At 68.4% G+C, this 12289-nt stretch carries 10 protein-coding genes and 1 pseudogene; 8 read left to right on the top strand and 3 right to left on the bottom strand.

Annotated elements, in window-relative coordinates:
- Positions 1-3133: pseudogene (locus tag WIX39_RS00005) on the bottom strand (hypothetical protein); the annotation flags it as partial.
- Positions 3134-3434: 301 nt separating this feature from the next.
- Here WIX39_RS00005 and WIX39_RS00010 point away from each other — a divergent pair.
- A complete protein-coding gene (locus WIX39_RS00010) occupies positions 3435-3869 on the top strand; it encodes a DUF1841 family protein (RefSeq protein ID WP_081271722.1) in 435 nt (144 codons plus the stop codon).
- A gap of 105 nt (positions 3870-3974) precedes the next feature.
- Here WIX39_RS00010 and WIX39_RS00015 read toward each other — a convergent pair whose 3' ends face one another.
- The gene (locus WIX39_RS00015) at positions 3975-4964 is read right to left on the bottom strand and encodes a LysR substrate-binding domain-containing protein (RefSeq protein ID WP_409194283.1); all 990 of its coding nucleotides are present in this window, start codon (positions 4962-4964) and stop codon (positions 3975-3977) included.
- A 104-nt stretch (positions 4965-5068) separates the two neighbouring features.
- On the opposite strand from WIX39_RS00015, the gene pcaH reads away from it, so the two are divergent.
- Positions 5069-5794: a protocatechuate 3,4-dioxygenase subunit beta gene (pcaH, locus tag WIX39_RS00020; protein ID WP_081268829.1), complete on the top strand. Its 726-nt coding sequence runs from the start codon at positions 5069-5071 to the stop codon at positions 5792-5794.
- A 17-nt stretch (positions 5795-5811) separates the two neighbouring features.
- A complete protein-coding gene (gene pcaG, locus WIX39_RS00025; protein WP_081268862.1) occupies positions 5812-6420 on the top strand; it encodes a protocatechuate 3,4-dioxygenase subunit alpha in 609 nt (202 codons plus the stop codon).
- A gap of 69 nt (positions 6421-6489) precedes the next feature.
- Here the strand turns inward: pcaG and WIX39_RS00030 are convergent, their stop codons facing one another.
- Complete coding sequence (locus WIX39_RS00030) at positions 6490-7182, bottom strand: c-type cytochrome (RefSeq protein ID WP_081268830.1); 693 nt, start codon at positions 7180-7182, stop codon at positions 6490-6492.
- A 160-nt stretch (positions 7183-7342) separates the two neighbouring features.
- Between WIX39_RS00030 and WIX39_RS00035 the strand changes: the two genes are divergently transcribed.
- The 5 genes from WIX39_RS00035 (at position 7343) to WIX39_RS00055 (ending at position 12279) form a co-directional block, all read left to right on the top strand.
- Positions 7343-8197 (top strand): AAA family ATPase, encoded by an 855-nt coding sequence (locus WIX39_RS00035; protein ID WP_106936822.1) that lies wholly within the window; start codon positions 7343-7345, stop codon positions 8195-8197.
- 4 nt (positions 8198-8201) lie between these two features.
- Positions 8202-8447, top strand: a complete 246-nt coding sequence (locus WIX39_RS00040; protein ID WP_081268832.1) for a hypothetical protein — start codon at positions 8202-8204, stop codon at positions 8445-8447.
- A gap of 26 nt (positions 8448-8473) precedes the next feature.
- The gene (locus WIX39_RS00045) at positions 8474-9061 is read left to right on the top strand and encodes a GNAT family N-acetyltransferase (RefSeq protein WP_106937675.1); all 588 of its coding nucleotides are present in this window, start codon (positions 8474-8476) and stop codon (positions 9059-9061) included.
- A gap of 25 nt (positions 9062-9086) precedes the next feature.
- A complete protein-coding gene (locus WIX39_RS00050; protein ID WP_081268833.1) occupies positions 9087-10274 on the top strand; it encodes a vWA domain-containing protein in 1188 nt (395 codons plus the stop codon).
- Between the two features lie 67 nt (positions 10275-10341).
- On the top strand, positions 10342-12279 hold the full coding sequence (locus WIX39_RS00055; protein ID WP_409194284.1) for an autotransporter assembly complex protein TamA: 1938 nt from the start codon (positions 10342-10344) through the stop codon (positions 12277-12279).
- Positions 12280-12289: the final 10 nt, after the last annotated feature.

Below are 12289 nucleotides of genomic sequence, written 5' to 3' on the forward strand. Positions count from 1 at the left end.
GCAGGCCACCGTCACCGCCGAGCACGCCGCCCAGCAGGCCGTCGTCACCCAGCACGCCGCCGAGCAGGCCACCGTCGCCGCCGAGCACGCCACCCAGCAGGCCGTCGTCACCCAGCACACCGCCGAGCAGGCCGCCGTCGCCGCCGAGCACACCGCCCAGCAGGCCGTTGTCACCCAGCACACCGCCCAGCAGGCCACCGTCACCGCCGAGCACGCCGCCCAGCAGGCCGTCGTCACCCAGCACACCGCCGAGCAGGCCACCGTCACCACCGAGCACGCCGCCGAGCAGGCCACCGTCGCCGCCGAGCACACCACCCAGCACGCCGCCGTTCAGCAGGTTCGCCACGCCGTCCGTGAGGTAGTCCACTTGCGTATCGACGGCATTCAGCACCGCGGTCGTCGTGCCCGCGCCGAGCACCTGGTCGGCCAGCGGGCTCAGCAGGCCGCCGACGCCGTCGGTCACCTGGCTCACCACGCCATCGACCGGGTCGAGCACGTTGGGGCTGTTCGAGTTGAAGGAGGTGCCGAGCACCGGTCCGAGCAGGCCGTCGACCGTGTCCGTCACGCTGTCCGTGAGGCCCACCACCGGCGCGAGCACGTCGCCCAGGCCCAGGTCGCCGAGAACGCCGTGGTTCAGGCCGTTGGCCACGCTGCCGACAATGCTGTCGACCGGGTCGAGCAGCGCCGCGCCGGTGCCCGGCGTGCCGCCGTTGCCGATGCCGCCCACCACACCGCCGAGCACGCCACCCAGCAGGCCGTCGTTGCCCAGCACGCCACCGACCAGACCGTCGTCGCCCAGCAGGCCGCCAACCAGGCCGTCAGAGCCGAGCAGCCCGCCGCCGAGGCCGTCGGCGCCGAGCACGCCGCCCAGGCCGCCGTCGCCCAGCAGGCCGCCGAGGAGACCGTCGTTGCCGAGCAGGCCGCCCACCGGGCCGTTGCCGCCCAGGAGGCCGCCAACCAGGCCGTTGTCGCCGACCACGCCGCCCAGGAGCCCGTCGTTGCCGAGCACGCCACCCAGCAAGCCGTCATCGCCGAGCACACCGCCGAGCAGGCCGTCGCCGCCCAGGAGGCCGCCGACCGGGCCGTTGTCGCCGAGCAGGCCACCCAGCAGGCCGTCGTTGCTGAGCAGGCCGCCCAGCGCACCGTCGTCGCCCAGCAGGCCGCCGACCACGCCGTTGTCACCGAGCAGGCCGCCGACGGCACCGCCCAGCAGGCCGTTGTCGCCGCCGAGCAGGCCGCCGAGCGGGCTGTCGGTGATCAGGCCGGACACCACGCCGTGCTCGCCGAGCAGGCTGTCGACCAGGCCGCCGTGGCCCAGCAGCTGGCCGGTGAGGCCGTCGCTGCCCAGCAGGTTGGAGAGCGCGCCGTCCTCGCCGAGCAGGCCGCCGACAAGGCCGTCGTCACCGAGCAGGCCACCCACCGCGCTGCCATCGCCGAGCAGGCCGCCCAGCAGGCCCTGTTCACCCAGCAGGCCGCCGGTGAGGCCGCCAACGGCGCCCGTGCTGCCGAGCAGGCCGCCCACGAGGCCGTCGCTGCCCAGCACGTTGCCGAGCAAACCGCCGACGGCGCCGTCGTCGCCCAGCAGGCCGCCGACCAGGCCGTCCTGGCCGAGCAGGCCGCCGACCAGGCCCTGGTCGTCGAGCAGGCCGGACACGAGGCTGCCTTCGCCCAGCACGTTGCCGAGCACGTCGCCGATGACGCCGTCATCGCCCAGCAGCTGGCCGGTGACCGCGCCGAGGCCCAGGGCGCCGGTCAGGCCGGTCACGATGCCGTGGTCGCCGATGAGGTTCTCCAGGCCGTTGTGCACGGCGTCGGTCAGGTAGTCGACCTGCTGGTTCAGCGAGCCGAGGATCTGGTTGGTGGCGCCCGCACCCAGCAGGCCGTCGAGCGCCGGGCTCAGCGCGCCGCCCACCAGGTGAGTGACGTCGGCGACGGTGTTGTCGACCGGGTCGAACTCGTTGGGGTTGTTGGGCGTGAAGGTGCTGCCGAGCAGCGGGGACAGCACGTTGTCGACCACGTCGGTCACGCCGTCGATCGCGTTGGTCACGGGGGTGAGCGCACCGCCGAGGCCGAGCGCGCCGCTCACGTCGTCGATGACATGGCCGATGAGGCCGTCGCCCGGGTCGAGGAGGTGGTCGCCATCGGCGTCGGCGTCGGCGTCCGCGTCGGCGTCCGCATCCGAGTCGGCATCCGCATCGGCATCGGCGTCCGAATCGGCGTCGGCGTCTGCGTCGGCATCCGAATCGGCGTCCGCGTCAGCGTCTGCGTCGGAGTCGGCATCTGCGTCTGAGTCGGCATCTGCGTCTGCATCCGAGTCGGAGTCGGCATCCGCGTCGGCATCCGAATCAGCGTCGGCGTCGGCATCGGCATCCGAGTCGGCATCGGCATCGGCGTCCGCATCCGAGTCGGCATCCGCATCCGCGTCGCCGTCGGCATCGGCATCCGCGTCGGCATCGGCGTCGGCGTCCGCATCGGAGTCGGGGGTGGTGGGCGTCGTCGGGGTCGTGGGGGTGTTCGGATCGCCGGAAGACACGAGCAGCGGGATGCCGGACGTGCCGCCGCCGCCGCCGCCGCCGAGCGCGGCACCCAGCGCCGCGGCACCCAGCGCGCCCAGCGCGAATTCGCCCAGGCCGATGCCGCTGCCGGCGGCGAGCTTCTTGGTCACGGCCAGCGCGGCCGCGTCGGCGTCGCTGTCGGGCGGGGTCACTTGGAGGTCGCCCGAGGCGACATCCACATTCACTTGTTCGAGGCCGCCCGGCAGCTTGGTCGAGCCGATGGTGGCGTCGGTGCCGCCGGTGAAGACGCCGGCCAGCGGCGCCTTGTTGGTGGCCGAGCCGGGGAACAGCACGTTGGCGTGGCCGTCCTGCGGCACGATCACGCGGTCACCGGCAATCAGGGTCTGATTGCCATCGACCGGAATGCGGACACCGTCGCGCATCACTGCGACGCCGGGCGTGGCATTCGATAATGTCCCGATGCTGGCCGGGCCGGCAGCAGCAGCGGGCGCCGCCGAACTCATCGCGCCGGGAGTACCGAGCGGAGTAACGGTGGCCTGGGCAATGACAACAGGAGCTGCGCCGTTGGCGGCGGCAAGTCCTTCGGACGAAACGGTCGATGCTTGTGGAGCGTTCATGGCAGCCTCTGTGACAAAAGATGCCTACTCAGGGGCAACTAGCGTGCCGCTTTGGGCCAGCGCCGTGCCAAGCTGCTTGCAGATGACGCAACCTGTTGATTTGTATGGATATTTTTCTTTTTGACGGCCTGCCGGCCATGTGTGGAAACAGCTCGTAAGCAGGCCATTTCGCGATTCGTTACGTTACGGCGTAACGCTTCGTCACCGGAACGCCGGACACATCGAGCCCCCGCAAAAGCGGTCTTTCGGCTGACGTTTTTCCCCTTTTTCGCCTTTCCTACCCTTCTCGCCTTATCTATATATGTTCAACCCCTCCCAGGAAGACGTGCGCCGCTTCTTCTGCGACGTGTACGCCAAGCACCGGCAGGGCTTGCCGATGGAAGCGCTCGAGACCATCGCCGCCGGCTGGATCGACCAGCACCCCGAATACCACGAGGACCTGGCCGACGCCGACGCGGCGGTCGCGCGGGTCTACGACGGGTCGAACGGGCGCGAGAACCCGTTCCTTCATCTGTCGATGCACCTGTCGATCAGCGAGCAATGCTCCATCGACCAGCCGCGCGGCATCCGCCAGGCCGTCGAGCTGCTGGCCGCGCGGCGCGGCTCGCTGCTGCATGCGCACCACGAGGCCATGGACTGCCTGGGCCAGATGATGTGGGAGAGCCAGCGCGCCGGCCGGCCGCCGGACGGCGAAGGCTACGTGGCCTGCGTGCAGCGCCGCGCGACAAAAGACTAACCCCCAGGCTGCGCGCACTTCGTGTCGCTTCGCCAACCCCCCTTGCAGGGGGCAACGCCAGCGGCCCGGCAAAGCCGGTTCCGCGGCGTTCCTGGCGAATACCGGCTAGCCGCCGCGCTTCGGTCGGGCCGCTGGCGGCACCGCGCCCTGCTCCCTGGCCGCCTCGCGCAGCAGCGCGGCCATCGCGGCGCGCAATGCCGAGGGCTCGGCATCGCTGCGCTGCAGCAAGCCGACCGGCTCCTCGGTGCCCGCCGTCTCGATGCGCAGCTGCACCAGCCGGCCGTCGGCCAGCTCGCCACGCGCCGCGCCCAGCGGCGTGATCCACACCGCATCGGACACCGCCACCAGCGCGCGCGCCACCGCCACGTCTAGCGTCTGCAGCGCATTGGTCGGCAGCACCAGGCCACGGGCCGACAGGAAGCTCTCGGTGTTGTGCCGCGGGCTCGTGCCTTCGCCGTACACCACCAGCGGATAGCCCAGCACCGCCTGCACCGACGCCGCCTTCAGCGCCAGCGGATGCCCCGCCCGCACCGCGAACACCAGCGGCTCGGTGTGCAGCAGCTCGAAGCTCAGGCCGCCCATCAGGCGCGGGTCGCTCATGCGGCCGACCACCAGGTCGAGCTCGCCGGCGCGCAGCTCGTCGAGCAGCACGCCGTTGGCGGCGCTCTTCACCATGATCTGCACCTGCGGCCAGCCGTCGCGCAACCGCGCCAGCGCAATCGGCAGCAGGGCCGGTGCCACGCTAGGCAGCGCGCCGATGCGCAGCCGCTCGATGCGCCCGCCCGCCGCCGGCGCCACCGCCTGCGCGCTGGCGTCGAGCGCCTCGAGCACGCGCAGCGCATGCGCCAGCAGTTGCTCGCCGGCGGCCGTGAGCCCCTGCACGCCGCGCCGGCCGGCCTTGCTGCGGTCGACCAGCCGCGTGCCGACGATGGCCTCGAGCTCGGACAGCGTCTTCGACACCGCCGGCTGGCTCAGCGCCAGCCGCTCGGCCGCGCGCGCGAGGTGCCGCTCCTGCGCCACGGCGACGAGGCAGCGCAGATGGCGCAGCTGCACGTTGCGCAAGAAGTCCTGGCGAAGATCGGCGGCGGTTTTCAATGCCTGTTGGTTATTGATAACGGAGCAATCTTCAATTTACATCATCGAACGGTGCTTCGAGAATCTGCGCTTCCGGATTCGTCCCACGACAGGAGACAACGTTCATGTTGACCAAGACCAAGGGCAGCTCGCCCATCCTCACCCCGCGCGACTGGGAAGCCCATCCCAGCTACGTGTACCCCGGCTACAAGTCCACCATGAAGCGCGGCCCGCAGAAGCCGCTGATTCCGCTGAAGGCCTCGCTCGGCGAGCTGCAGCAGCCGGTGTACGGCCACGACAGCATCGGCGAGTTCGACCACGACCTCACGCGCAACGCGCGCAAGAACGGCGAGCCGCTGGGCGAACGCATGATCCTCACGGGCCGCGTGCTCGACGACCGCCGCCGCCCGGTGGCCAACACGCTGGTCGAACTCTGGCAGGCCAACGCCTCGGGCCGCTACGTGCACAAGGTCGACCAGCACGACGCCCCGCTCGACCCCAACTTCCTGGGCGCGGGCCGTTGCCTGACCGACAGCGAAGGCCGCTACCGCTTCCTCACCATCAAGCCCGGCGCCTACCCCTGGGGCAACCATCCGAACGCCTGGCGTCCGCAGCACATCCACCTGTCGCTGTTCGGCCAGAGCTTCGCGAGCCGCCTGGTCACGCAGATGTACTTCCCCGGCGACCCGCTGCTGCAGTACGACCCCATGGTCACCGGCACGCCCGAGCGCTACCGCAACCGCCTGATCGCCGACTTCAGCCTCGACATCACCGAAGAAGGCTACGCACTGGGCTACCAGTTCGACATCGTGCTGCGCGGCGCGGACGAAACGCCTTTCGAAAATCGATGAGCCAGGAGACGCAAACCATGTTGATGACCGCACAGGAAGCCGACTTCGGCCAGACCCCCTCGCAGACCGTGGGCCCCTACTTCGCCTACGGCCTCACCGCCACGCAGTACGGCTACGACTTCGACCAGCCCTTCGACGCCGTGCTCGCGCTCGACAACGCCAGCGGCCAGCGCATCCGCCTCGAAGGCCGCGTGATCGACGGCGACGGCAACCCGATCAACGACGCGCTGGTCGAGATCAGCCAGCCCGACGGCGAAGGCCGCTATCCGCAGACGCCCGAAGAAGCACGCGCCATCGGCTTTCGCGCCTTCGGCCGCGTCGGCACCGGCACCACCGAGGGCAACCGCTTCGTGTTCCACACCGTGAAGCCCGGCGCCGAGTCGCCCGGCGAGGCACCGCACATCAACGTGATCGTGCTGATGCGCGGGCTGCTGCTGCATGCGTTCACGCGCGTGTACTTCAGCGATGAAGCCGAGGCCAACGCAAAGGACGCCGTGCTGCAGAGCGTGCCGGCCGAGCGCCGCCAGACGCTGATCGCGGAGCGCGTGGAGCAAGGCGGCGCGGTGACCTACCGCTTCGACATCCGCATGCAGGGCGCGGACGAGACGGCCTTCTTCGACATCTGATCTCAGGGAAATCCCGGACAAGAAAATGCCCGCTCGCAGCGGGCATTTCTGTTTTTGCAGCGGGGCTGCTTATTCGGCGCCGTGGTGGATGCGCGACTCGGGCACCGTCTTCAGTTCGCCGGGCAGCGAGCTGATGTAGCTGGCCAGCGTCTTGAGCTCGGCCGTGGTGAACTTCTTCTCTTCGACCTGCTGGCCCATCACCGCGTTGGAGCGGCCGAGGTGCGGGTTGTTCTTCACGCGGTAAGACTTGAGCGCGACGAACAGGTAGTCGGCATGCTGGCCGGCCAGCTTGGGCACGGTGCCGTCGTTGGGCGTGTTGAAGTTGGCGCCGTGGCACTTGGTGCAGCTGTTGTCGGCGTTGCGGGTGATGAGCGCCTCGACGTTGGCCGGCGTGGCCTTGGCCAGCGTGGCGGGCGGTGCGCCGCCGTCCTTCAGGCCGAGCTGGCTGTAGTAGGCAGCGAGGTCGGCGATGTCCTGCTCGGTGAGCGTGTCGGCAATGGCACGCATGGTGGGGTGCTTGCGGTCGCCGCCCTTGTACGCGGTGAGCGCTGCCGTGATGTAGGTGGCGCTCTGGCCGGCGATCATCGGCACCTTGTGGATCTCCGGGAAGCTGGCCTGGTAGCCGATGATGCCGTGGCAGCCCACGCACATGGCCACCTTCTTTGCTCCGTCCTGGGCCTTGCCAGTGACTTGTTGGGCTTCAGCCGAGACCGTCACGCAAGCGACAGCAAGGGCAAACATCGTGGTCAACAACTTGTTCATTTTGCGCGCACAATCTCGTGGAGAGTACAGTTTTTCGGATCAACATTCGATTATATGCAGGGGTCCCCTGGAACCCTGTGCAGGCCAACCCTGAGGCCGCACGACGCAGATCGAGTGTGTTCTTTTCTCCACCCCAGCCTCAGTCCCACTCATCTCACTCATGAAATTCCAGGGCTCAGACAATTACGTCGCCACGCAAGACCTGATGCTCGCGGTCAACGCGGCCATCACCCTCAAGCGCCCGCTGCTCGTCAAGGGCGAACCCGGCACCGGCAAGACCATGCTGGCCGAGGAAGTGGCCCAGTCGCTCGGCCTGCCGCTGCTGCAGTGGCACATCAAGTCGACCACCAAGGCGCAGCAGGGCCTGTATGAATACGACGCCGTGAGCCGCCTGCGCGACTCGCAGCTCAAGGACCTGGACGGCGGCGAGCGCGTCAGCGACATCAACAACTACATCATCAAGGGCGTGCTCTGGCAGGCCTTCACGGCCGACCAGCCGGTGGCGCTGCTCATCGACGAGATCGACAAGGCCGACATCGAATTCCCGAACGACCTGCTGCGCGAAATCGACCGCATGGAGTTCTACTGCTACGAGACGCGCGAGCTCATCCGCGCCAAGCACCGGCCCGTGGTGTTCATCACCTCGAACAACGAGAAGGAGCTGCCCGACGCCTTCCTGCGCCGCTGCTTCTTCCACTACATCAAGTTCCCCGACGCGGAGACGATGAAGCACATCGTCGCGGTGCACTTCCCCGGCCTCAAGCAGGAGCTGCTCACCGCCGCGATGAAGACCTTCTACGACGTGCGCAACCTGCCCGGCCTGAAGAAGAAGCCCTCCACCTCCGAGCTGCTCGACTGGCTCAAGCTGCTGGTGGCCGAGGACATTCCGCTCGAAGCACTGCAGAGCAAGGACGACAACGTCGCCGTGCCGCCGCTGGTGGGCGCGCTGCTCAAGAACGAACAGGACGTGACGCTCTTCGAGAAGCTCGTCTTCATGCAACGCAACAACCGCTGAACCCATGAGCGGCCAGAAACACTCCACCAGGCAGCTCATGAAGCTGGGCATCGCCCAGGCGGTGCTCTTCATGGTGGGCGCGATGCTCGGTCGCGGGCTCGGGCTGCTGCTCGGCCTCGACGCCTTCGGCAGCGGCGAATACAACAAGCGCGAGCTCTTCGGCATTGCGCTGATCGGCCTGGGCGGCGGTGCCGGTGCACAGGCCGCGCGCGTCTGGTACGTGCACAAGTACGGCGATCCGCGCGGCTGAAGACTCACGAAGAGAAAGTGCTGAAGATGGCGTTCGTCGAACCTGTCGCGCTGAAGGCACGCGGCCTCGCGCTGGTGCCGCTCTCGCTCGAACACGAAGAAGGCCTGCGCGCCGCGGCCGCCGACGGCGAGCTGTGGAAGCTGCGCGTCACCTCCGTGCCCGAGCCGCAGGACACCCGCGCCTACATCGAGACCGCGCTCAAGACCGCCGACCGCTTCGCCTTCGCGGTGACCGACGAGGCCACCGGCACCGTGCTCGGCAGCACCAGCTTCCACGACATCCTGCCAGCGGTGAAGCGCGTGGAGATCGGCTACACGTGGTACGCCGCGCGCTGCCAGCGCACCCACGTCAACACCACCTGCAAGCTGCTGATGCTCACGCATGCCTTCGATGCGCTGGGCTGCAACGTGGTGGGCTGGCGCACCGACAACTTCAACTTCGCGTCGCAGCGCGCCATCGAACGCCTGGGCGCCAAGAGAGACGGCGTGATCCGCGGCCACGCGATGCGCCGCGACGGCACCATCCGCGACACCGTCATGTACAGCCTGCGCGCGGGCGAATGGCCCGAGGTGAAGGCACAGCTGCTGTACCTGCTCGACAAGCCGCGCGGCTGACTGACAGACACACAAGGAGCGCCCCATGCTCATCGACTTCTTCTACACCCTGCGCTCGGCCAAGTTGCCGGTGTCGGTCAAGGAATACCTCACGCTGCTGGAGGCCCTGCAGGCCGACGTGGTGGGCCCGAACTCCGACGGCGCCTACGGCATCGACGACTTCTACTACCTCTCGCGCACCGCGCTGGTGAAGGACGAGAAGCACTACGACAAGTTCGACCGCGCCTTCGCCGCCTACTTCAAGGGCGTGGAGATGCTGACCGACTTCACCAAGGAAGTGCCGCTCGACTGGCTCAAGAAGACGCTGGAGCGCGAGTTCACGGCTGAAGAAAAAGCCAAGATCGAGAAGATGGGCTGGGACGAGCTCATGGAAACGCTCAAGAAGCGCTTCGAGGAGCAGAAAGAACGCCACGAGGGCGGCAGCAAGTGGATCGGCACCGGCGGCACCTCGCCCTTCGGCAACGGCGGCTACAACCCGCAGGGCATCCGCATCGGCGGCGCTGGCAAGAACAAGAGCGCGGTGAAGGTGTGGGACCAGCGCGCCTACAAGGACTACGACGACACGCAGGAGCTGGGCACGCGCAACATCAAGGTCGCGCTGCGCCGGCTGCGCAAGTTCGCGCGCGAGGGGCACGACGAAGAGCTGGACCTCGACGACACCATCCACTCCACCGCGGCCAACGCCGGCTTCCTCGACATCAAGATGCGGCCCGAGCGCCACAACAACGTCAAGGTGCTGCTGCTGATGGACGTGGGCGGCACCATGGACGAGCACATCCAGCGCGTGGAAGAGCTGTTCTCGGCCGTGAAGACCGAGTTCAAGCACCTGGAGTTCTTCTACTTCCACAACTGCGTGTACGACTTCATGTGGAAGAACAACAAGCGCCGCTTCTCCGAGAAGTTCGCGACCTGGGACATCCTGCGCAAATACAACAAGGACTACAAGCTCATCTTCGTCGGCGACGCGACCATGAGCCCCTACGAGATCCTGCAGCCCGGCGGCAGCGTCGAATACAACAACGAGGAAGCCGGCGCCGAATGGATCCAGCGCCTCACGCACACCTTCCCCAAGTTCGCGTGGATCAACCCCGAGCCGCAGGGCGTGTGGCAATACCGCCAGAGCATCGCGGTGATGCAGCAGCTCATGTCCAACCGCATGTATCCGCTGACCTTGCGCGGCCTCGAAGAAGCCATGCGCATGCTGTCGAAGTAAGTAGGACGAAGCCGGCGATCTGGCGGGGCCTTCAGGAACCGGCCGGGCTTGCTGTCAGAATCCGCCCATGGTCAGGGTGGTTCCAGTTTCCTCGCCGGCGTGGTGGCCGGCTTTGCTTTTTTCCGGCGTCCTGCTTCTGCAAGGCTGCAGCCTGCTGCCGAAGAAGGAGCCGTCCGAAGGCAAGCCCGTGGCCGGCCTCGTGCGCGGCGACAGCACCGCAAGTACCACCAAAGACGACAAAAACGCAGACGGCAAGAAGGACAACGCGGACAAACGCGACGCCTTCACCGTCGACGTGCGCGGCCCCGAGGCAGTGCGCGACTACCTCGCGCTGCACCTCGAAATCCAGCGCTACCGCGAGCTGGACGACCTGGGAGCCACCGAAATCTCCCGCCTCATGGTGGCCGCAGAGGCCAATGCCCGCGAGCTGCTGGGCACCCTCGGCTACTTCACGCCCACGCTGACGCTCGAACTCAACGAAACGCCCCAGGGCGCCAAGGCCCCGCGCGAGATCGTCATCAGCGTCTCGCCCGGCGAGATCACCAAGGTGAGCAACGTGCAGATCAGCTACGGCGGCCTGATTGCCGATGACGCCACGGCCGAGGCCCAGCGCGACTCGATCCGCACCGGCTGGGCCCTGCGCGCCGGCCAGCCCTTCACCCAGGAGGCCTGGGACGCGGCCAAGACCACCGCGCTGCGCAGCCTCACGGCCAAGCGCTTTCCCACCGGCAACATCGAGATCAGCCGCGCCGAGATCGATGCCGACCGCCAGGAGGCGCGCCTGAGCGTCACCTACCAGTCGGGGCCGGCGTACAAGTTCGGTCCGCTGGTGCTGCGCGGCATCCAGCGCTACGACCCCGACGGCGCGCGCCGCATCGCCCGCCTGCCCAGCGGCCAGGACTACGACCAGCAGAAGCTGCTCGACGCCCAGCAGCGGCTGGCCAGCAGCGGCTACTACGACTCGGTGTTCCTCACGCTCGACACCGAGAGCGGCAACCCGCTGGCCGCGCCCGTCATTGCGCAGCTGCGCGAGGCGCCGTTGCAGAAGGTGGTGCTGGGCGTCGGGTTCACCACCGACAACGGCCCGCGCCTGTCGGTCGACCACATCCACAACCAGGTGCCGCTGCTCGGCTGGCGCGCGGTGTCGCGGCTGTCGGTCGACCGCGACATCAAGTCGCTGAGCACCGAGCTCAACGCCATTCCCGACGACCACGGCTGGCGCTGGTTCTCCGGCGCGGAGCTGAAAAGCGAGCAGTCGGGCAGCTACGTGGTCGACAGCGGACGCCTGCGCGGCGGGCGCAACAAGTCGAGCGACCACATCGACCGCAGCTACTTCCTGCAGTACGACTACGCGCAGAACCGCGGCACCAACGCGCCCCCCTCGGCCTCCGCCGTCACCGCCAACTGGGGCTGGACCGGGCGCTACTTCGACAACAACTCCGCGCCCACGCGCGGCTTCGGCCTTGCGCTGGAAGTGGCCGCGGGCTACACGCTCACCGGCGAGCAGACGCCCTTCACCCGCACCTACGCGCGCTGGCTCGGCGTGTTGCCGCTGGGCTCGAGCGACGACAAGGAAACCAACGCGCGCCGCAGCCGCCTGCAACTGCGGCTCGAAGGCGGCGCGGTGGCGGCCAAGGACAGCGCGCAGATCCCCTCCACGCTGATGTTCCTGACCGGCGGCGACACCACCGTGCGCGGCTACAGCTACAAGCAGATCGGCACCGTGCGCGCCGACGGCACCACCGTGGCCGGCCGCTACCTGGGCGTGGCGAGCGTCGAGTGGCAGCGCCCCTTCGTCTACAACAACAAGCTCACCGACTGGGAGAGCGTGATGTTCGTCGATGCCGGCGCCGTGGCCGACAAGCCCGCCGAGCTCAAGCCCAAGGTGGGCGTGGGCGTGGGCGCGCGCTGGCGCAGCCCGGTGGGGCCGGTGCAGGCCGACCTTGCCTACGGCGTGGACAGCAAGAAGTTCCGCCTGCACCTGCGCCTCGGCTTCACCTTCTGATTGCCCGCCG

Origin of the sequence: Variovorax sp. AB1(2024) (genome assembly GCF_037482385.2) — a bacterium.
GTDB lineage: Bacteria > Pseudomonadota > Gammaproteobacteria > Burkholderiales > Burkholderiaceae_C > Variovorax.